The sequence below is a fragment of the Psychrobacter sp. JCM 18902 genome, assembly GCF_904846615.1.
Classification (GTDB): domain Bacteria; phylum Pseudomonadota; class Gammaproteobacteria; order Pseudomonadales; family Moraxellaceae; genus Psychrobacter.
Genome location: NZ_CAJHBK010000001.1, coordinates 408,382 through 429,669 on the forward strand (window position 1 = coordinate 408,382; position 21,288 = coordinate 429,669).

16 protein-coding genes and 1 tRNA gene are annotated in these 21,288 nt (G+C 43.9%); 13 read left to right on the forward strand and 4 right to left on the reverse strand.

Translation table 11 applies throughout. The features are described 5' to 3' along the window. Window positions 1-4: 4 nt before the first annotated feature. Window positions 5-967 (reverse strand): ATP-binding protein, encoded by a 963-nt coding sequence (locus tag JMY05_RS01735; RefSeq protein ID WP_045444970.1) that lies wholly within the window; start codon window positions 965-967, stop codon window positions 5-7. 69 nt (window positions 968-1,036) lie between these two features. Between JMY05_RS01735 and JMY05_RS01740 the strand changes: the two genes are divergently transcribed. Then, on the forward strand, window positions 1,037-2,071 hold the full coding sequence (locus JMY05_RS01740; protein ID WP_045444973.1) for a serine/threonine protein kinase: 1,035 nt from the start codon (window positions 1,037-1,039) through the stop codon (window positions 2,069-2,071). Between the two features lie 115 nt (window positions 2,072-2,186). On the opposite strand, the gene JMY05_RS01745 is transcribed toward JMY05_RS01740, so the two are convergent. The 3 genes from JMY05_RS01745 to JMY05_RS01755 form a co-directional block, all read right to left on the reverse strand. Continuing rightward, a tRNA-Leu gene (locus JMY05_RS01745) sits at window positions 2,187-2,271 on the reverse strand. 215 nt (window positions 2,272-2,486) lie between these two features. Then, a complete protein-coding gene (locus tag JMY05_RS01750) occupies window positions 2,487-4,325 on the reverse strand; it encodes a sigma 54-interacting transcriptional regulator (protein WP_201614018.1) in 1,839 nt (612 codons plus the stop codon). 83 nt (window positions 4,326-4,408) lie between these two features. Next, on the reverse strand, window positions 4,409-5,833 hold the full coding sequence (locus tag JMY05_RS01755) for a two-component system sensor histidine kinase NtrB (RefSeq protein WP_045444976.1): 1,425 nt from the start codon (window positions 5,831-5,833) through the stop codon (window positions 4,409-4,411). A 135-nt stretch (window positions 5,834-5,968) separates the two neighbouring features. Between JMY05_RS01755 and rimO the strand changes: the two genes are divergently transcribed. The 12 genes from rimO to JMY05_RS01815 all read left to right on the forward strand — a co-directional run bounded on the left by rimO (window position 5,969) and on the right by JMY05_RS01815 (window position 21,229). Further along, window positions 5,969-7,576: a 30S ribosomal protein S12 methylthiotransferase RimO gene (rimO, locus tag JMY05_RS01760; protein WP_201503100.1), complete on the forward strand. Its 1,608-nt coding sequence runs from the start codon at window positions 5,969-5,971 to the stop codon at window positions 7,574-7,576. A 228-nt stretch (window positions 7,577-7,804) separates the two neighbouring features. After that, a complete protein-coding gene (gene pyrH, locus JMY05_RS01765) occupies window positions 7,805-8,530 on the forward strand; it encodes a UMP kinase (RefSeq protein ID WP_045444979.1) in 726 nt (241 codons plus the stop codon). 163 nt (window positions 8,531-8,693) lie between these two features. Beyond that, window positions 8,694-9,248 (forward strand): ribosome recycling factor, encoded by a 555-nt coding sequence (frr, locus tag JMY05_RS01770; RefSeq protein ID WP_045444983.1) that lies wholly within the window; start codon window positions 8,694-8,696, stop codon window positions 9,246-9,248. Between the two features lie 313 nt (window positions 9,249-9,561). Next, complete coding sequence (gene uppS / locus JMY05_RS01775) at window positions 9,562-10,320, forward strand: polyprenyl diphosphate synthase (protein ID WP_201539595.1); 759 nt, start codon at window positions 9,562-9,564, stop codon at window positions 10,318-10,320. Window positions 10,321-10,521: 201 nt separating this feature from the next. Beyond that, a complete protein-coding gene (locus tag JMY05_RS01780; protein WP_045444986.1) occupies window positions 10,522-11,331 on the forward strand; it encodes a phosphatidate cytidylyltransferase in 810 nt (269 codons plus the stop codon). A 153-nt stretch (window positions 11,332-11,484) separates the two neighbouring features. After that, window positions 11,485-12,693, forward strand: a complete 1,209-nt coding sequence (gene ispC, locus JMY05_RS01785) for a 1-deoxy-D-xylulose-5-phosphate reductoisomerase (RefSeq protein WP_201614019.1) — start codon at window positions 11,485-11,487, stop codon at window positions 12,691-12,693. 85 nt (window positions 12,694-12,778) lie between these two features. Beyond that, entirely contained in the window at window positions 12,779-14,155 is a 1,377-nt protein-coding gene (gene rseP, locus JMY05_RS01790) for an RIP metalloprotease RseP (RefSeq protein WP_045444988.1), read from the forward strand. A gap of 262 nt (window positions 14,156-14,417) precedes the next feature. Continuing rightward, window positions 14,418-16,841, forward strand: a complete 2,424-nt coding sequence (gene bamA, locus JMY05_RS01795) for an outer membrane protein assembly factor BamA (RefSeq protein ID WP_193216919.1) — start codon at window positions 14,418-14,420, stop codon at window positions 16,839-16,841. A gap of 146 nt (window positions 16,842-16,987) precedes the next feature. Further along, entirely contained in the window at window positions 16,988-18,004 is a 1,017-nt protein-coding gene (gene lpxD, locus JMY05_RS01800) for a UDP-3-O-(3-hydroxymyristoyl)glucosamine N-acyltransferase (RefSeq protein WP_045445201.1), read from the forward strand. A 70-nt stretch (window positions 18,005-18,074) separates the two neighbouring features. Then, window positions 18,075-18,584, forward strand: a complete 510-nt coding sequence (fabZ, locus tag JMY05_RS01805) for a 3-hydroxyacyl-ACP dehydratase FabZ (protein WP_045444990.1) — start codon at window positions 18,075-18,077, stop codon at window positions 18,582-18,584. Window positions 18,585-18,786: 202 nt separating this feature from the next. Further along, on the forward strand, window positions 18,787-19,566 hold the full coding sequence (gene lpxA / locus JMY05_RS01810) for an acyl-ACP--UDP-N-acetylglucosamine O-acyltransferase (protein ID WP_045444992.1): 780 nt from the start codon (window positions 18,787-18,789) through the stop codon (window positions 19,564-19,566). A gap of 310 nt (window positions 19,567-19,876) precedes the next feature. Further along, window positions 19,877-21,229, forward strand: a complete 1,353-nt coding sequence (locus tag JMY05_RS01815; RefSeq protein ID WP_045444994.1) for a sodium-dependent transporter — start codon at window positions 19,877-19,879, stop codon at window positions 21,227-21,229. Window positions 21,230-21,288 lie beyond the last annotated feature (59 nt).

The window sequence follows — 21,288 nt, forward strand, 5'->3', positions numbered from 1 at the left end:
AGCTTTACGATGGACTGTCTTCAGCTGCTAATCGTGTCTGTCCTATCCAATAGCGGCTAAACTGATACGCCACTCGTCCTGAACGTCCACCGCGCTCTGATGCCCAACGTAGCGCTGCTGCTCTGATGTTATCAGATAGCGTCTTATTTTTTTCTTCATTATTACTTTCTTTAACGTCATTCGCACTATCTAGATGGCGGTTTGGCGAAAGTGATAAATAATGGCGCACGATGTGCAAATAAGTATTTTGATCCATTGGATGAAAGGACAACCAAAGCCCAAAGCGATCAGACAGCGATACCGTCTCATCAATGGTTTCATAAGGATTGACCTCATCGGTTTGACCATTATAAATATTGACATTGTCTTTCATTAGCTGAGGCAATAGATGACGGCGATTACTGGTCGCATAAACCAATAACTTGTCTTGCTCTGAGTCTAGCGAGCCGTCCAATACGCTTTTTAATGTCCGATAACTTTCATCTTGACCGTTAAACGCTAAGTCATCACAGTACACCACATAGTGACAACCACACTCGGTCGGCAGTGCATTAATGGCGGCGCGTATCTTATCAAGCACTCGAAGGTCATCACGGGCAATTTCAATAATGCGTAATCCTTCACTATGATAGGCTTGTAGCAATGCCCGAATCAGTGATGATTTGCCAGCACCACGTGTCCCTGTCATTAAAACATGATTGGCAGGATAGCCCTTTAGAAATTGCCGTGTGTTTTGTACCAGTTTTGCCTTTTGGATATCGATACCATGCAAATCATCTAAACTTAAAAATAAGTTCACTGCCAATGGCTCCAAATGTCCATTATGACCACCGACCCAGCGATAGGCCAGCTGTGCAGGGTCAATCTCGATAGTGGGCGTGACTTGCTCTTGTAGATACTGTCCGAGTAAATCCAATAAATGGTCGGGCAGGGCGTAATTCGTAACAGGCTTAGTGGATTGGGGCATAATACTCAGTCGCTCATAAAAATTAAAATGACGTTTGGCATACTAGTTATATAGAGGTATCACTTTACCATGAAAAATAATGCCAGTAATTCCTCTAATACAAAAGCGTGTGCAAAACAAGCATTACAAATGCAAGCGCAGCAAATGTTGCCAACATTGACCATGTTATTCTCAAGCTTGAATTATAGCGAGATTTCGCATCAGCGCATCAGCCAGCAAAGTAACAATAATAATAATAATAACGAGAATGACTACCAAGGCTTGACGCGTGCCCAGCATCTACAGTTTGGTCGAGTGATGATTAAATGGCAGTTAACGGCTGCTAGCAATCAAAATTTGGCTGGCTTAACCCATGAAATCGGTGTTCTAAAATCTATCAATAATTTATCAGCCAATCAAAAGAGATTTCAAGACAGTCTTTTTGCTATTGCTCCGCCAATGCTCGCTTATGAAACTCTAAGGGTAAAGGTATTAGATCAGTTTTCGCAGCTGACGATACTTACCATGCCATATTATCCCAGTGGTAGCTTAGCAACCCAGCTTAATATTCGAAATTACTCTTCATTAACCACTCAAAAAAAGCATCATTTTATGGTGCAATCTGCGCACCTTATCGCCACTCTACATAGCGCTGGCTGGCTACACAATGATATTAAGCCCAGTAATATTTTGCTAGATAATTTTTTGCCAAATCATGCGGATAATAGCTGTATCAAGGCTGATTTATTGTTAACTGATTTTGCCTTAGCAGAATGTCTTAACACCCCAATTTTGGCAAGTCCTGCTGGTACACCTGCGTATCTTGCCCCTGAACGCTGGCAAAGTCAGAGTGCAACAGTGCAAAGTGATATCTATGCGTTTGGCATCATGATGGTTGAAATACTAACAGGCAAGCGACCGTTTCAGATAAGTGCTAACAGTAATGACAAATTAAAAGCATGGGCGATTCAGCATTGCCAACAGCCTATTCCAACCTTACCGTTAGAATATAGTCACTATCAAGGTATCATTAATAAAGCATTGGCAAAGCGGGTGGAGAGGCGATATCAGAATATGAAGCAGATACTTTTAGATTTAGAAAGTATTGACAGGTCATGGCTCTAAGCAAATAAATCGGAAAATATAAATCCACCACACTCTAAATACAAAAAGAACAGACACAAAAAAACCTGCTAAAAAGCAGGCTTTGATATTTGGTCTAAGATGTACTATCCGAAAATGGTGGGGCTGGAGAGACTCGAACTCTCACACCTTGCGGCGCCAGAACCTAAATCTGGTGCGTCTACCAATTCCGCCACAGCCCCATTTTCCGTTACTCTATCATTATTAGCGTTTAAACTCAAACACAATATAGACAGTTAACTGATTCGGTAGTGCGTCTCAGTGGTTGGCTATTATATAGAGTTTGAAACGTTTGGCAACCCCTATTTGCAATTATTTTTAAATATTTATCATTTATTTTCACTTATTTTTATAAGCTATTGATATTAATGGTATTCATGTTTATGAGTTTGCGCCTTTAATAACGATTATTTTGTCCTTCTTCTGAAGAAATATCTAATTGCTGTAATTTGCGTGTCAGGGTATTGCGCCCCCAACCGAGTAAATTAGCAGCAGCGATCTTTTTGCCACCACTATGGTTGAGCGCTGCCGTCAATAAAACGCGTTCAAACTGAGGGGTTGCCGTCTGCAAGATATCGGTTTCTCCTGTTTGTAGCGATTGCTCAGCCCAAGCAGCCAATGCTTGTTGCCAACTGGAACTGTGGGAATAAGGGCGTATTTGGTCATTGTGAGTCATAGCTTGTGTAGGCTGACTTTGCTCTTGATATTCTTCTAAATTAGACGAGATATTTTCAAGCAGCTCTGGTGGCAAATCATCCACCATCACGGTGTCGCCTGTGGCCATCACTGTCAACCAAAGGCAAACATTCTCAAGTTGGCGGACATTGCCGCGCCACTCAAAAGCCTGCATGATGTGTAGTGCTGTCGGATGCAGCTGTTTCTCTGCACTGTTCATCTGTTCAGCAGCCCGCTGCATAAAGTAATGGGCTAATGCTGGAATGTCTTCAGGTCGTGTCCGTAATGGTGGCAGGGGCAAGCGAATAACGTTAAGGCGATAAAATAGATCTTCACGGAATTTGCCTTGTTTGACCAGTTCTTCTAAGTTTTGATGAGTAGCGGCAATGATGCGTACATTCACTTTGACCGGCTGCTGTCCACCGACGCGAAAAAACTCACCATTGGCCAGTACTCGTAGCAGCCGAGTTTGAGTGCTATAAGGCATATCGCCAATTTCATCTAGAAATAATGTCCCACCATCCGCTTGCTCAAAACGCCCTTGTCGCGTCGTCGTCGCACCAGTAAACGCCCCTTTTTCGTGACCGAATAATTCAGATTCAATCAAATCATGTGGAATGGCGGCCATATTGAGGGCAATAAAAGGTTGCTGGTGACGCGGTGAATGCTGGTGCAACGCACTGGCGACCAACTCTTTACCCGTACCTGATTCACCAGTAATCAAGACGGTAATGGGTGAGTGCGCTAAGCGCCCAATGGCACGAAACACCGTCTGCATCGCTTGTGATTGCCCAATGATGCCGCTCGGATTGTCATTAGCGCTGATGGCAGGTTTAACTTTGATTTTAGGGCTGGATGTTTTATTGGTTTTGCTGACCAGAGTAGCCTTGCTAGCAAGCTTGGGTCTGGTATTGGGTTTTACCTGCATATTGGGTAAAGTATCTGATGAATTTTTGGTAACGGTCTTCGGAGCAGGTTCAGCTGTAGAGTTTGCTGCCGCCGCTGCCAGCATATTGGGCTGATAATTAATGGCTTTATAAATCGTGACGACTGCATCATCTAAGTCAAAAGGTTTTGGCAGATATTCAAAAGCACCTGTTTGATAGCTATTAATAGCAGAGGTGAGGTCGGAATGCGCCGTCATAATGACAATGGGAAGCTTAGGGAAGTGCTCATGTACCCAATCACTAAAAGATAACCCGTCCATCATGGGCATACGAATATCAGTCAATATCACATCGGGCAACTGAGCGGCTGATTCCTGCTGTTGCAAAATATCGTTGAGGCGTGTCCACGCCGCTTGCGCTTGGGTAAAGCTAATAACGTTTAAGCCTGCATCTTCAAAAGTATCTGCTAATACCAAACGCAGGGCTGCATCGTCATCGATGAGCCATAACGTTGCAGGGTTAGTATTAGGTGCATTATTGACCGTTACTTTTGTAGCTTGATTATCAGGTTCTCGGTTATCAGACTCTCGGTTACTAGATTCTTGATTGTCTGATGTTTGGGCAGAGCCTTGATTGTCGCTGTTAGATGTGGCGTGGTCATTATATGCAGTCATTTATCAGGCCTAATAAGCAAGTGATTCAGGGTGATTGTTTCATAGGTTAGGTCATGGTTTCTAAGCCTTGGGTGCTGGCTGTTTTAAGCATGGTGCGCTGGCTGATTGAAAGGCAAGTACAGCGTAAAACTGGTGTGTTGATGGTTGTAGTCATTTTTGACACTGTCGTTAAGGTTTTTTGATTGCTGGGAGCTCACGTCAATCATACCATGGTGATGACTGATGATATCTTGCACGATAGACAATCCTAGCCCCGTCCCTGCGGCACGGCTGGTCACCATTGGGAAAAATATCTGTCCGATCAATGCCGGATCAATGCCTGAACCGTTATCGGCAATATTGATTTGTAGCACTTGCTTGTGCTGTTGCCCAGCAATGGTATGTTGAAAGGCAATGCGGGTTTGAATGTGCAGCGTTGGCTTATAACTGGCGCTGTCGTTATTGCTCATTTGTGAAGTGACAGGTTGTTGCGCCTTAGGCTCGGACAACTCTCTTTGCTGCAGCGTTTGCTCAAACTCAGTCATCGATTCGCAGGCATTATTAATCAGATTTAAAAACACTTGTATCAGCTGATCTTTATCAGCGCATAACTCAGGCAGTGACAAATCATAATCGCGCTGTAGCGTCACTTGCGGATATTGATTGACGACCAAAGATAAAACATGCTCCAGTGGCTCATGGATATTTAGCGTTTGCCAATTTGGTAATTGATTGGAGCCAAGAAACTTGCCAATAAGGTGGGTTAGACGATCCGTTTCTGAGATGATGATATCAGTATAATTGCGCAGTTTTTCAGCCGTTTTTTGCAGGTGGCTATTCGGGTTTACCATAGGGTTTGTACCAATAATAGCAGGAGGAGCACTATTAAGAGGCGAGGCGTCACTGAATTTGATGAATTGCCGTTGTAATAATTGCGCCGCCCCGCGAATACCGGCAAGCGGATTTTTGATTTCATGAGCGACCGAGCGCAGCATATGACGGGCAACATTATATTGCTGCTGCTGGCGTTGTTCCTCTGATATACGACTTTGGCGATCCTTGCCCCACATCTCAATAATAAAATAAGGTTGCTGCTCATAAATGACAGGGGTCACGCTATAATCAACTGAGAATGATAAATTACCATTTAGCGGTGTGCTGATAAGGTGATCATGATCGATAAAGGGTTGTTGATACTGCTTTGCTTGCTGAAATCGTTCTTTCAAAGAGCACGGTTGTTCATGGATATCTTCACCACTACTTTTATCGACAGTTATATTGTTGTCATGGTTATCACTGTCATGATTGCTATCGGCTGATTTCAATGCTTTGGATGTTTCGGATGCAAGCAGGGTCAATATAGACTGACCCAATAAGCGTCCACTACTAATAGCAAGTAGTTGTTCGGCTTGGGCATTTAGCCAAGTGATTGATAAATCATCATTGATCCATAAAATAGCGGTGAACAAATGCTGTGACATGAATGCTAAGTCAGGTGTCAGTTTTACAGTTGTCAAATGGGTTGTCATGGCTATTGCCTAGAATAAAAGAAGACGCGATATAATATTTAACCATAAATCAACACTATAGAGCGGCAAAACTGGCGATTTTTGCAAAAAAAACGTACAATGCGCACAGCCAATTTATCTCTAGCAAGGTCAGCCATGCCCAACACTTCTACCGAGTCGGTTAATACGACTGTTACTACCTCACCGTCAACTTCTACGCCAACAGATTCTATGTTAAAAGACACTGCCACCGTTTTTAATCCTGCCAAACCAAATATAGCACAAGACAATCAGGCAGATGTTAGTCAAGCAAACACTAACCAACCTTACCATCATAAAGCCAATCACAATCAAAACCGTAGCATTGAGCAAAGCAGCGATGTGACTTCAGGTGCTTTATCGACTGAAAATGCGCCAGTGAATGCAGCGCCAAAGATTGGGTTTGTGTCACTAGGTTGCCCAAAAGCCTTGGTTGATAGTGAGCGCATTATCACTGAGCTTAGCCGTGATGGTTATCAAGTGGCGAGCGATTATGAAGGTGCTGATTTAGTGGTCGTGAATACTTGCGGTTTTATTGAGTCAGCAGTACAAGAGTCGCTTGATGCCATCGGCGAAGCGATTAGCAAAAACGGTAAAGTCATCGTCACAGGTTGCTTGGGTAAAGAAGCGGACAAAATCCGTGAAATGCACCCAGCCGTGCTAGCTGTGACGGGCGCTCATGCTTATGACGAAGTCATTAGAGCCGTTTCGCTGCATGTGCCCAAGCCTGACCGTAGTCAGGACGCTAGTTATGATCCAAAGATAGATTTGATTAATGAAGCGGGTATCAAATTGACGCCAAGCCATTATGCTTATCTAAAAATATCAGAAGGTTGCAACCATCGTTGTACTTTCTGCATCATTCCAAGCTTACGTGGAGACTTGGTTTCACGTCCAATTGATAGCGTGATGAATGAAGCACTGGCGCTGAAAAATGCTGGCGTGAAAGAATTGTTAATTATTTCGCAAGATACCTCTGCTTATGGACTGGATTTGAAGTATAAGACCAGTTTTTGGAATGGCATGCCGCTGAAGTCGAAGTTTTATGACTTGTGCCAAGCCTTAAATGACTTGGGCATTTGGGTGCGCTTGCATTATGTCTATCCGTATCCGCATGTCGATAAAGTGGTTGAGCTAATGGGCGAGAAAAAGCTACTGCCTTATCTCGACATTCCGTTTCAACATGCCAGCCATCGCATCCTAAAAGCGATGAAACGCCCAGCGCATAGCGAAAACACCTTGGCGCGTATCCATGCATGGCGTGAGATTTGCCCTGATATCGTCATTCGTTCAACCTTCGTTGTTGGCTTCCCTGGCGAGACAGAAGAAGATTTCCAATGTTTGCTTGATTGGTTAGTAGAAGCTCGACTTGATCGTGTTGGCGCGTTTACCTATTCAGAAGTCGAAGGCGCAGTGGCTAATGACCTGCCAAATCATGTGCCAGAAGAGATTAAGCAAGAGCGCTATGAGCGTTTGATGACGCTGCAACAAGACATCTCAGCGCAAAAGCTACAAGAGAAAGTCGGTAAAACCTTGATGGTATTGGTCGACGAAATTGATAGTGAAGAGGGTGTTGCGATTTGTCGTAGCTATGCCGATGCACCAGAGATTGACGGTCACGTCTACGTTGATGAGATTACTGCTCAAGTTAAAGTCGGACAATTCCTAACGGTTACGATTGACGACGCTAGCGAATATGATTTGTTTGCCAGTTACAAAGGCTAAGCAGTCACTGTAGCTGATTAGTCACTACAATATACGAGTGAAAATTGCCCAATCGCGAGCAGTTTTTGCTACAATTAGCGCAATTTAGCCTTTTTACACGTTTGTCATCAGTTGCGGTATTTCTTATATAGTACCTCGGTGATGACACTTCGAGTAAATTCGAAGGCAAACTCTATTTGTGTTTTACCGCTCATTTTAATTATAATTTAATGCCAACAAGGTGACCTCATGTCTGACAAAAACCCGCGTTACTCTCGTATCTTGCTGAAACTCTCTGGCGAAGCCTTAGCTGGTGGCAAAGAGATGGGAATTGATAGCGAAGTGCTCGATAAGATGAGCTTGTCTATCGCCCATTTGCGTGGTCTTGGTGTTCAAGTCGGTATCGTGGTCGGCGGCGGTAACTTATATCGCGGCGCGCAGTTGCAACAAGAAGGCTTAGTCGGCCGTGTGACTGGTGATCAAATGGGTATGTTAGCAACCGTTATGAACGGTCTGGCGATGCGTGATGCGCTTGAGCGCCGCAATATTAAAACTCGCCTGATGTCGGCCTTGCCAATCGGTGAAGTGACCGAAAGCTATAGCAGTCGCAATGCCATTCGCTATCTCAAAAATGGTGAAGTATGTATCTTTGTTGCTGGTACGGGCAACCCTTTCTTTACCACTGATACAGCCGCTTGCTTACGTGGTATTGAAATTGAAGCTGGCTTGATTTTAAAAGCCACCAAAGTTGATGGCGTTTATGACAAAGACCCAAGCTTACATGACGATGCAGTTAAATATGATGGCTTGACCTTTGATGAAGTATTAGAGCAAAAACTTGGCGTGATGGATTTAACTGCCATTGCCTTATGCCGTGAGCACAACGTGCCGCTACAAGTGTTTGATATGACCAAGCCTAATGCATTATTAAACGTCATTATGGGCGAAAATGAAGGCACACGCGTTTATCACTGATTTGCCTGAACGCTCTGAACGCTCTAAATATTAATACGAGAATACCAGTCATTAAAATTAGATTGGTCGCTAATAACGACCAGTCGCTAATAATTAGTAGTGAACACCCGTATATTTACTAACAAATGAATGATTTATCGATAGCGATAAATAAGGATATCTAATGATCAAAGAGATTAAGCAAGACGGCGAAGCGCGTATGCAAAAAACACTGGAAGCGCTTGAGAGCACTTTTAGCAAAGTCCGTACAGGGCGCGCACATCCGGGTATGTTGTCAGGCGTGATGGTTAGCTACTACGGGTCGCCTACACCTTTGAATCAAGTGGCGAGTGTCAACGTTGAAGACTCACGTACGCTCATGGTTCAGCCATTCGAGCGTACCATGGTACAAGCAATTGACAAGGCCATTCGCGAAGCAGATTTGGGTCTCAACCCAGTGACCGCCGATGTGATTCGTGTGCCAATGCCTGCATTGACAGAAGAGACACGCCGCGACATGCAAAAGCTTGCGCGTGGAGAAGCAGAAAGTAGCCGTGTTTCTATCCGTAATATTCGCCGTGACATGATGAATGACATCAAAGAATTGGCCAAAGAAAAAGAGATCTCAGAAGACGACGAGCGCCGCGCCAGTGATGATATTCAAAAAATCACTGACAAGTATATCGAAACCATCGATAAACGTTTGAGCAAAAAAGAAACTGACTTGATGGACGTGTAAAGCACTGGTTTTTTCGATCATTTTAGAAAAAATCCGTTATGTCATATTCTTATAATAAGCAGCCAATCTGTCAGTACTATTGGCTGCTTATTATTGTGTAGACGGTACCGATAATAGCGTCAATATTATATCAATCGGATACGGTAATAGGCTTGCTCAGATTTGCAAACTGTATTTTATAAGCGTTATCTTGCAAACTAAATCACGCCCATAGATGGGTTTATGATAAGTTTGTGAATTATGGTTATGACGCTTTCTAATCGTTATCGCAGCCGTTATTATTATTTTACCTTAACAATAAGCACTTTCGCCTATGTCCACTTCAGCCGTTTTGGCTCCTGATCTTCTTCCACGCCATATCGCTATCATCATGGATGGCAATAATCGTTATGGTAAAGCCAATGATTTGGGCAAAGGCCAAGGGCATGTGGCTGGCAAAGATGCACTCGATCCTATCGTCGAGTATTGCGTCAATACGGGTATCGAAGTATTAACGGTATTTGCATTTTCTAGTGAGAATTGGCAACGCCCGCCCAGTGAGGTGGCACTACTCATGCAATTGTTAGCCTCGACCATTCATGAGCAAATACCACGCATGAATGAGTATCGTATTCGTCTGCGTTTTATTGGTGACCGCAGTCAGCTGAGTGATGATTTGCAAGCATTAATGGCGGACGCTGAAGCAAAAACAGCAAACTTTAAAGCCATGACTCTAGTCATCGCTATCAGTTATGGTGGGCAATGGGATATTGCCCATGCGGCAAAACAGCTGGCGCAGCAAGTAGAGGCTGGTCAGTTACGTGCTGATGATATTAATAAAGAATTGCTCGGTAACTATGTGCAATTAGCAGATGCACCAGCAGTAGATATGCTGATACGCACAGGCGGTGAATACCGAATTTCTAACTTTTTATTGTGGCAGTCAGCCTATGCTGAGCTATTCTTTACCCAGACATTATGGCCGAATTTTGCAGCTGATGAGCTGGCAGCAATGGTAAAAGAGTTCGCTCAGCGGCAGCGCCGTTTTGGCAAAACCAGTGAGCAGATAGTGATAGAGCAAGCAAGTCGTTAATGGTGTTAAGCATTTGCCTGTTATTTTGTAAAGGAAAAAGCTCTTACAAAGCCGCTATCGTATAAGTAGTTAATATTGCTTGTTTGTGAAATAATAAACCGCGTTAATAAGCGTCAACTGCTATTAGTGGGCTATTGTAGATTAGCTGCTATAATGCACGTTTTGACCATGCGTTTTTCATTATTATAAGGCTCAATAAGTATGTGGCAACGAATTAAGACGGCAGTTGTTCTCGTTATTATCGTTGGTATTGCAATGTTTGCGAGCCAAACCCCTATTTTATTTGCACCGCTATTAGCGATTGGCGTCATTATTGCCGCTCACGAATGGACTAAGCTGATGCCTAAGTGGCGTCATCCTGCGCTGTTTGTGCTATTGGTTTTGGTGTTGACCCTAGTATCACTCATGTTTAAAGTGACATGGCTGTTTTGGTGGGTGGCTTCACTGGCTATATGGCTAATGGCGCTGTCTTGGGTGCGAGTGTTCCCGACTCATACCAATTGGTATGGCAAGAAACTGGCATTGATGGGTGCGGTGATATTGACCGCATCGATTACGGCGATGTTTTATTTGTGGCAACTGTCAGCATGGTGGTTGTTCTATGTGTTCCTCTTGGTCTGGTGCGCAGATAGTGGCGCTTATTTTGTGGGGCGTAAGCTTGGTCGCCGCAAAATGGCGCCAAATGTCTCACCCAATAAAAGTATGGAAGGGCTGGCTGGTGGTTTGGTCACTGGTCTGCTCGTGGTCATTGCCATCAGTGTATTTAAGTTGCAATTGACGGGTGTGCCGTTAGTCGCATTTGTAGCATTATCAGCCTTGACCATTTTAGCCTCGGTACTTGGCGATTTATTTGAGTCGATGCTTAAGCGCCGCGCTGATGTCAAAGATTCAGGAACGATTTTACCGGGGCATGGCGGCGTGCTTGACCGTATCGACTCACTGCTATCTGCCACACCGATATTTGCGCTTGGTTTTTGGGCGATACAGCAGTTAGGTTTGATAGTGGTTTAGGACTGAAAAAAGAATTCATAGACGATGATACGCCCTAATTATAGTAGTTAAGATGAGTGACTAATCAATATACTGGATATCGTTCATCTCTTATTTATCAGGCGTTTTATCGATTTCTTATTTAATTTTTTAGAGTATCATTTACAGGCACTGATGGTTATGACGCAACGCATCGCCGTACTAGGCGCGACAGGTTCGATTGGCGATAGCACGTTAGCAATATTAGCGGCGCAACCACAGCTTTACACGGTCTACGCTCTGTCAGGCTATCACCGTTTAGACAAACTGTTTGCACTTTGCCAGCAGTTTTTGCCAAAGCGCGTTAGCGTACCGACCGCCGCAGTCGATGATTTTGCCCAGCGACTCCGTGCGGCAGGTCTTGACATCGATGTGGTAGGCGGCGAAGCAGGGCTGGTCGACATTGCCACTGATTCGCAGACGGATACCGTTGTCGCTGCGATCGTAGGCGCAGCTGGTCTGCCTTCTACTTTAGCCGCTGCTCGTGCAGGTAAGCGTATTTTACTAGCCAATAAAGAAGCGCTGGTGATGGCAGGGCAAGTGATGATTACTGCCGTCAAAACGCACAATGCTACTTTGTTACCGCTTGACTCTGAGCATAACGCTATTTTTCAGTGTTTACCACTGGCTATTCAGCAGGACAATACCCAAATTCATCAGCCAAACCACGGTGTGCGTAAGCTATGGTTAACGGCCTCTGGTGGGCCATTTTTGCAAAAATCGTTTGCGCAGATGCAGCAAGCGAGCGTCGCTGAAGCGGTCAAACATCCAAATTGGTCAATGGGTCAAAAGATATCTGTCGACTCAGCTACGATGATGAATAAGGGTTTAGAGTTAATCGAAGCCTGCCATCTGTTTGATTTGCCTGAAAATAAGATAAATGTGGTGATTCATCCACAAAGTATCATTCACTCAATGGTAGAATATAGCGATGGTAGCTTTTTGGCGCAGCTCGGCAGTCCCGATATGAAAACGCCCATTGCCCATGCACTCAGTTACCCTGATCGTATTAATAGTGGCTCGCAGCCGTTAGACTTATTTGCGCTCAGCGGCTTAGAGTTTATTGAGCCTGACTTGCAAAAATTTGCGTGTTTACGTTTGGCACGCCAAGCCATGCAAGCGGGCACACAAGCGACGATTGTCTTAAATGCAGCGAATGAAATTGCCGTGGCGGCGTTTTTGGCTGGAAAAATTCGCCTGACCGACATTGCTGATATCAACGAGCAGGCTTTGAATGACATACAGCTGCCACCGTTAAATGAAACGGCTGACATAGAAGATATACTAGCAATTGATAAAATAGCACGTCACCTGACGGACAAACTTGTGGCAAAGTTGGTGTAAGTGTACCAACAACTGCGTCGTTAAAAAATGATGTTAATAAAAGATGCAAAGAAAGAATGCTGAGAAACCATACTGAGAAAAGATCATGACGTTTTTATTAACGCTCCTTGCGGCAATATTTGTCTTAGGTCCGCTTATTGCCTTACATGAATGGGGACACTATATCGTCGCCCGTCTTTGCGGCGTTAAAGTCTTGACCTATTCTATCGGGTTTGGTCCCAAACTCTTTGGCTGGACGAGCAAAAAAAGCGGTATTGATTATCGTATTTCTGCTTTGCCACTTGGTGGTTATGTCAAAATGCTCGATGAGCGCGAAGGTGAGGTAGCAAAAGCTGAGCAACATTTGGCGTTTAATCGTCAGCATCCGCTAAAAAAGATTGCGATTGTTGCAGCTGGTCCTATCATGAACTTTATCATTGCTATTGCGCTGTTTTGGGTGTTATTTATGACACCATCAGAGCAGTTGGCGACGAAGATTGGGCAGGTATTACCTGATACGCCTGCCGCAATGGCACAGTTACCAGTTGGCGACAAAATCGTTGCAATTGATGGCCATGAGGTACAGACGTGGGAAGGCATCAACTATCGCCTTGCTGGACGGATGGGCGAGACGGACAATGTCAGTATTACTCTGCAATCAGAGACACAAGCTGATAATGTGATCAAAACTTATCAAGCGCCCGTAACTCAGTTTATGCAAGGCAGCGCGCAAGGTAAAGATGCGTTGACCAGCTTTGGCATGCTGCCATGGCAACCAGATATTGCACCGATAGTAGGTGATTTGACCGCTGATGGTGCCGCCAGTCGCCAAGGACTAAAAGTAGGCGATCGTATTATTGCTATCAATGATCAACCAATTAAAGATTGGCTCAGTGCTACTCGTATCATCCGCGACAGTCCTGAAACTTTGCTTAACTTCACAGTATTGCGTGATGGTAAAACCGTACAGCTTCAGATTATGCCGCAAGGCAAAAAAGACAATTTGGGTAACGATTATGGGCAAATTGGTGCTATGGTGGCACAGTCCGAAATTGTTATTCCTGACGCTTACAAGACCACTGTAGTCTATGGCCCTGGTGAGTCATTGGTGAAATCATTTGAGAAAACTGAACAGCTTGCAGTGATGACCGTCAGCTCAATGGGGAAAATGCTATCAGGCATGATTGGTTTGGATAATTTGTCAGGTCCGATTACCATCGCTAAAGTGGCCAAACAGAGTTTTGATATCAGTTGGCAGATGGTGTTATCGACGGCGGCTTTGATTAGTTTGAGTCTTGCTGTACTCAATCTTTTACCCATTCCTGTGTTGGATGGCGGTCATATTGTGTATTATCTTATTGAATTGATTCGCGGTAAGCCACTCTCGGAAGGGGTGCAAATGATTGGACTAAATATCGGTTTACTCTTGCTGGCAGGTTTCATGGTGTTAGCAATTGGTAATGATATCAGTCGGCTGTTTTGACCAGTGAATCGCTAATATGATCGATAAGGCACGAGATACTAATGGTTTTACGCCTATTATGGGATGATTATGACCATGATAGGTAGCATGCTTTGTATCATGGCCTCTGTACTAATCGTAATTTTTAGTTTATTTTGTGATGCATTTTATATAAAGTGTTCTGAGTCTGCTGCGTATGCGCTTAAATTTCATGCGAGATGCGCTAGACAATATGGGCTTTTTAACTTAACTTAAGCAAGTTTTTTATTGACGGATAGTGTTTATGCGTACGCCTTTATTTATGAGCGCGGCAGGGTTGCCGTTAGTTGTAGCGATGATGAGTATGCCAGTACAGGCTGCAGAATTTGTAGTCACTGACATCGGTTTCAATGGTTTGCAACGTTTAACCCCCGATAGCCTCTATCCGGTTCTACCTATTTCGGTAGGGGATACGGTAAATGACAGTAGTTTAGCAGCCAGTATTAAGGCGCTTTATGCGACCGAAAATTTTGCTGATATTCAAAGCCGTATCGAAGGTGGACAGCTACGGTTTGATGTCGTTGAGCGCCCAACGATTGCTGAAGTCAATTTTGAGGGCAATAAGCTCATTCCAAAAGAAGGGTTAGAGCAAGGGTTGGACAATGCTGGTCTGTCTGCCGGTAATGTGCTGAAACAAGCCACACTACAAGGCGTCGCCAACGAGCTACAGCAGCAATATATCAGCCAAGGCTATTACAACAGCAATATCGAGGTTGATCAAACGTTACTTGATGGCAATCGCGTCAAGCTCGACGTGCGTTTTGTCGAAGGCAAACCTGCCAAAGTGGTTGATATCAATATCATTGGCAATAAACATTTTAGTGATGAAGAAATCAAAGACGTTTTTGCGGTAAAAGAGTCCTCGTGGACACGTCTGCTGTCAAAGTCTGATCGTTATGCCAAAGAAAAACTGGCTGCCAGTTTAGAGAATTTAAAAGCGCTTTACCAAAACGATGGTTATGTGCGTTTTGCAGTAGATAATGCGGTGCTCAACATCAGTGAAGATAAGAGCAGCGTGTTTATCGAAGTGAGTCTAAGCGAAGGCGAGCAATATCAGTTTGGTGAAGTGAATTTCTTAGGTAAGCCGACTTTTGAGAATAATGAACTAACAGAGTTGGTGACTTTTGCACCCAATGAAAAATACTCGCAAGCCAAGCTCGATGAAACCACCGCGGCACTTAAGAGTCGTTACGGTAATGAGGGCTATTATTTGGCGCAGGTGAGACCAGTACCACGTATCAATGACGAGACCAAAGTAGTAGATATCGATTATTTCATCGACCCTGCACGTCCTATTTACGTTCGTCGTATTAATTTTACTGGTAACATCAAAACTCAAGACGAAGTACTGCGCCGAGAAATGCGTCAATTAGAAGGCGCATTGGCAACGAGTGACAAAATCCAGTTGTCACGGACACGTCTGATGCGTACAGGCTTCTTTAAAGCTGTCAACGTTGATGTGAAACCAGTACCGAACCAACCAGACCAAGTAGATATCAATTATACGGTTGAAGAGCAGCCTTCTGGTAGCTCAACGATTGCCGCGGGTTACTCACAAAGCGGCGGTGTGACTTTCCAGTTAGATCTAACACAAAACAACTTTATGGGTACAGGTAACCGTGTGAAAGCGGCACTATCACGCTCAGAAACCCGTGATTCTTATAGTTTGGGTTATACCGATCCGTACTTTACCGAAAACGGCGTCTCACAAGGTCTTAGTGCCTATTATCGTGAAACGAAATACGATGATAGAAACGTCAGTAACTATGTCACCGATTCTTATGGTGCTACGCTGAACTACAGTTATCCTGTTGACGAAACCAAACGTGTTAGTGCCGGTTTGAATGTTGATAACACTTCAGTACGTGGTGGTCGCTTCTTAGGTGTATCAAACGTTCAGCAAATTATTGATGATGGCGGTACGTTTGAGAACTTTGTCAATGACGAAAATGAGGCTTCTGGACGCACAGGCTTTAAAAATGATTACAATACTTATAACCTACTATTCGGCTGGGACTATAGCACCTTAGATCGTCCAGTGTTCCCGACCAAAGGTATGAGCCATACGGTCGATGCCACTATTGGCTTGGGTGATACCAACTATCAAAAACTTGTTTATAGCGGCAACATCTATTATCCCTTCTACAAAGACTGGGTAGCACGTGGTTATACTAAGCTTGGCTATGGTAATGATTTGCCGTTTTATGAAAACTTTTATGCTGGGGGCTATGGCTCTGTACGTGGTTATGAGGCCTCAACCCTTGGGCCAAAATCACAAACGTATTATGATGCCATAAATGATGATGTGCGTTACAAAGACGAAGACATCGGTGGTAATGCGTTAGTCAGCTTCGGTAGTGAGCTAATTTTGCCAATGCCGTTTAAGGGCGATTGGGCAGATCAAGTGCGTCCAGTATTGTTTGCTGAAGGTGGTCAAGTATTTGATACGACTGATAAGGAAGATCGCACTTTTATCAATCCTAATGACGGTACTGATACGGGCGTACCACTGTTGACGCAAGACAATAGCATGCGCTTTAGTGCGGGTGCAGGTATAACCTGGTATACGCCAATTGGTCCAATTTCATTGAGTTATGCTGTACCTATTGGTGATAAAGAAGGCGATGAAACTGAAAAAGTTCAGTTCCAGATTGGTAATACGTTTTAACGTAGCATGATTGTTTGCATTCATGTCGTTAACCATAGCAGTTACTTACATGAACGCAGCATCTGTTAGATATTAGTAGATCGCCAAGGTGATTGTTCAGCTTGGCGATTGTCTTATTCATAACAATATTTATATTAATAGTCACTATGATAACGATTGAGCAACTTATCACTCGGATTGAGCAGCGTCAGCCTATTACCAATAAGGCTGAAATTAACGCTGAACAGTTACGTCAAAAATTCAGCAGTATTGGTAGCTTGACCACGGCTGATCATAATCAGCTAAGTTTTTTGGCTGATCCCCATTATATTTCTAGTCTGGCAATAAGTAACGCAGGGGCTGTATTGGTCACTGCAGAATATCGCGACCAAGTGCCCGCCACAGCGATAGCGTTAGTCGTCGCAAGCCCATACTTAGCTTATGCTGGTGCCAGCCAGTTGTTTGCTCGTGAGTCACTGTCTGGTGGCATTCATCCTAGTGCTGTGATTGCTGATAGTGCAGTCATCGGTGAGCAGGTGAATATCGGACCTTTTTGTGTGATCGCTGATTATGTACAAATTGGTGCGCGTAGCTCACTTGCTGCACATGTAGTGATCGACGCAAATACGACTATTGGTACTGATGGCGTTATCAAATCACAAGTGGTGATCGGGCATGATTGTGTCATTGGTGATCATGTAAGGTTACACGCGGGTGTCAGTGTGGGTGCAGAAGGCTTTGGTTTTGCACCAACCAAAGATCCTAGTACCACTGGCTGGGAGCGTATCGCTCAGTTAGGACGGGTCGTAATTGGCAACCATGTGCGAATTGGTAGTCAAACTTGCATTGACCGAGGTGCCATTGATGATACGATCATTGGCAATCACGTTATTATTGATAATTTGGTACAAATTGCTCATAACGTGCGTATCGGTGATGGCACGGCCATCGCTGCCCAAACGGGTATCGCAGGCAGTACCAGTATAGGCAAGCGCTGTATTATTGGCGGTGCGGTCGGTATCACAGGTCATATTGAGATTACCGATGATGTCACTTTATCTGGGATGACCATGGTAACCAAATCTATCAAAAACGCCGGTTCATACTCATCTGGAACGGCTGCGATGCCGACAGCTAACTGGCGACGGGCAGCTGTACGCTTTCGCCAGCTTGGGCGTGATTAGCGCAAATATCAATCCATATACAAACACAGTAAAATCATAGCGATTTAAAACATAGCAAGGAAGCACCATTATGAGCAGCACCGATATCGATATTTTGAATGATAAAGAAATGAAAAGCTTAGCTGAGCAAGGTCTTACGCTGCCATTAACCTATCATACGTTAAAGCATTATTTGCCACACCGTTATCCTTTTCTTTTAGTAGATAAGATTATTGATTGTACGCCTGGTGAGTGCATTACAGGTATTAAGAATGTGACTATCAATGAAGAATTTTTCAATGGTCATTTTCCTGATGAGCCGATTATGCCAGGGGTACTCATGGTTGAGTGCATGGCTCAGGTCTCAGGTGTGCTCGGATTTATCAGTGCCGGTCTGACCGCAGAAGATGGTTATTTATATCTATTTGCAGGTGTTGATAAAGTCCGTTTTAAGCGTCGAGTGATTCCTGGTGATCAGCTGACTATCCGTGCTAAAACAGTGATGCAGAAGCGCGGTATTTATAAGTTTGACTGCACTGTACATGTTGACGATGAGTTAGCCGCCAGTGCGCAAATAATGATTGCTCGCCAAGAACAATAACGTTTACCAATAGCCATTGTGGCTCGTAGCTGACCTAATTCTTTAAACAAAGCGTCTAAAGAATTAGGTCAAAGCGGGTCATAAGCATTATAATTGACACTCGCATTTAACAGCAGAGCCATGCTTAGGTTTTTTCATAAAACTGAATTGGCTGTATTTGTTTTACCATTTACTCGCATCAGATCATACAAAGGCCCACATTATGAGTCAGATCCATCCAACAGCACTCATCTCACCGTCCGCCCAAATTGATGAGACTGCTATCATTGGTCCGTATTGTATCGTCGGTGATGAGGTCACTATTGGCGCTCACACGGTTCTGCATCGCCATGTAGTTGTTACCAAATTGACTCGTATTGGTCAACACAATGAGTTTTATCAATTTGCGAGCATTGGCGAAGATCCTCAGGATTTGAAGTATGCTGGTGAGCGTACTTGGCTTGAGATTGGCGATCATAATACCATTCGAGAAGCCTGTAGTTTACACCGCGGTACCGCACAAGATAGTGAGCTCACTAAAATAGGCAGCCATAATCTACTGATGGTGAACACTCACGTGGCTCATGATTGTGTGATTGGCGATCATAATGTATTGGCCAACAATGTTGGCGTTGCAGGGCATGTGACTGTTGGTAATCACACGATTATTGGCGGTAATTCAGGTATTCATCAGTTTTGTACGGTCGATGACTATAGCTTGATTGGAGGCGCAAGTCTGATTCTAAAAGATGTAGCCGCCTTTACCATGGTATCTGGTAATCCAGCAACGACTCATGGTCTCAATGTGGAAGGCATGCGTCGTAAAGGATGGTCAAAAGAGACAATTGAGGTATTGCGTCAAGCTTATCGTATGATTTTTAGATCTGGTCTGACGACCGTGCAAGCGCTTGAAGTTTTGAATAATGAGCTGCTACCAAAAGAGCCAAAAATCCAGTTGCTCATCGATTCACTACAAAAAAGCCGTCGTGGTGTGGTGCGCTAGAACGGCGATTGGCTTTTGCTGAAAATTATATATAGTATGCATTCATTAATCAGCCAAACTCTTGTCAGTTATAGATAAAATTGCCAGAAGCCATAACCAATTGTTATGGCTTTTTATGTTTATGAGCGCTTGACTTTTTTGGTGGCTTAGCAGAAACTGAGCCTTTACGATATTGTAAACAATTCTTTCTTAATGTTGCTGGATGCCTCACATTGAGGTGTTTATTGAATAGCTTGATATTTTTCATGGCTATTTATGATAATCAAGGAAGATTATCAGTGATGTTAATTGAAGCACGAGGACGGAAAAAATGGCTATTAATAAACAAGAACATGCACAGTGGAGCTCAAGTTTTGGCTTCGTATTGGCAGCGGTTGGTTCAGCAGTTGGTTTGGGAAACATATGGAAGTTTCCCTATATGGTCGGTGAAAGCGGTGGTTCAGCTTTCGTTATCGCTTATTTATTCTGTATCGCGCTGGTAGGTTTTCCGATTCTAGTCGCTGAATGGCTAATTGGTCGCCGTGGGCAAAAGAACCCAGTCAACACTTTTGCGGATGTTGCAGCAAGTGAAGGTAAGTCGCGCAGTTGGGGCATCATTGGCGCGTCAGGTATTTTAGGTGGTTTCTTAATTCTATCGTTTTATAGTGTGATTGGCGGTTGGGCACTCAACTATATTACTAAAGCAGGTACAGGCAGTTTTATTGGTCAAGACAGTGATTCTATTGCTGCGACCTTTGATGCTATGTTGGCTTCAGCAGGTACATTGACGATTTGGCATACCGTGTTTATGGCTATTACTGCTTTGATTGTCGGTATTGGTGTGACCAAAGGTATCGAAACTACGGCTAAAGTCTTAATGCCACTACTCGGCGTGATTTTGTTCGTCATCGTTGGTTATAACGTAATAAACGGTGGTTTTGGCGAAGCAGTGGCTTATCTATTCACACCAGATCTTAGTAAGTTGACTGGCGATGTAATGCTTGCAGCATTGGGTCATGCATTCTTCACCCTATCTATTGGTATGGGTATTATGATTGCTTATGGCTCATATTTGGGTCGTGAAGTGAACTTACTAAAAACCGCCCGTACCGTTGTGATTTTAGATACGGTTATTGCTTTGGCTGCTGGTCTAGCAATCTTCCCAATCATCTTTAGCAATGGTCTAGACCCTGCTTCAGGTCCTGGTCTTATCTTTGTCAGCCTACCGATCGCTTTTGGTAGCATGGGCGCAGGGACGATCATTGGTACATTGTTCTTCTTACTCATTACTTTTGCTGCTATTACCTCCTCAATCTCATTGCTTGAGCCAACCGTTGAGTTTTTAGAAGAACGTACACCGATGAGTCGTACGGTATCAACCATCGTTGCCAGTACAGTGATTTGGCTATTAGGCGTTGCGGCACTACTATCATTTAACCTATGGTCTGACTTTACTATCATGGGTAACGGTATCTTTGATGCATTGGATAAAATTACCAGTAAATTCCTTCTCCCGCTAACTGGTCTTGCTGCAATTATTTTCGTTGGTTGGCAAATGGATCAACGCAGTATTCAGCAAGAGCTTGGTCTGTCTAATGGTGCATGGCAATTATGGCAAATCGTTGCTAAGTTTGTAGCACCAATTGCCGTGATCGTGGTATTTGTAACCTCGTTAATGGGCTAGTACTGATTAACTAGAAATAATAAAAGCAACACACTAAAAAGGGCTTAAGATAATTCTTA

Coding starts and splice junctions, on each gene's coding strand:
- bamA (WP_193216919.1), top strand. CDS start 14,418: ATGCGTACGCCTTTATTTATGAGCGCGGCAGGGTTGCCGTTAGTTGTA.
- JMY05_RS01735 (WP_045444970.1), bottom strand. CDS start 967: ATGCCCCAATCCACTAAGCCTGTTACGAATTACGCCCTGCCCGACCAT.
- pyrH (WP_045444979.1), top strand. CDS start 7,805: ATGTCTGACAAAAACCCGCGTTACTCTCGTATCTTGCTGAAACTCTCT.
- rseP (WP_045444988.1), top strand. CDS start 12,779: ATGACGTTTTTATTAACGCTCCTTGCGGCAATATTTGTCTTAGGTCCG.
- fabZ (WP_045444990.1), top strand. CDS start 18,075: ATGAGCAGCACCGATATCGATATTTTGAATGATAAAGAAATGAAAAGC.
- rimO (WP_201503100.1), top strand. CDS start 5,969: ATGCCCAACACTTCTACCGAGTCGGTTAATACGACTGTTACTACCTCA.
- JMY05_RS01740 (WP_045444973.1), top strand. CDS start 1,037: ATGAAAAATAATGCCAGTAATTCCTCTAATACAAAAGCGTGTGCAAAA.
- lpxD (WP_045445201.1), top strand. CDS start 16,988: ATGATAACGATTGAGCAACTTATCACTCGGATTGAGCAGCGTCAGCCT.
- JMY05_RS01780 (WP_045444986.1), top strand. CDS start 10,522: ATGTGGCAACGAATTAAGACGGCAGTTGTTCTCGTTATTATCGTTGGT.
- lpxA (WP_045444992.1), top strand. CDS start 18,787: ATGAGTCAGATCCATCCAACAGCACTCATCTCACCGTCCGCCCAAATT.
- ispC (WP_201614019.1), top strand. CDS start 11,485: ATGGTTATGACGCAACGCATCGCCGTACTAGGCGCGACAGGTTCGATT.
- frr (WP_045444983.1), top strand. CDS start 8,694: ATGATCAAAGAGATTAAGCAAGACGGCGAAGCGCGTATGCAAAAAACA.
- uppS (WP_201539595.1), top strand. CDS start 9,562: ATGTCCACTTCAGCCGTTTTGGCTCCTGATCTTCTTCCACGCCATATC.
- JMY05_RS01750 (WP_201614018.1), bottom strand. CDS start 4,325: ATGACTGCATATAATGACCACGCCACATCTAACAGCGACAATCAAGGC.
- JMY05_RS01815 (WP_045444994.1), top strand. CDS start 19,877: ATGGCTATTAATAAACAAGAACATGCACAGTGGAGCTCAAGTTTTGGC.
- JMY05_RS01755 (WP_045444976.1), bottom strand. CDS start 5,833: ATGACAACCCATTTGACAACTGTAAAACTGACACCTGACTTAGCATTC.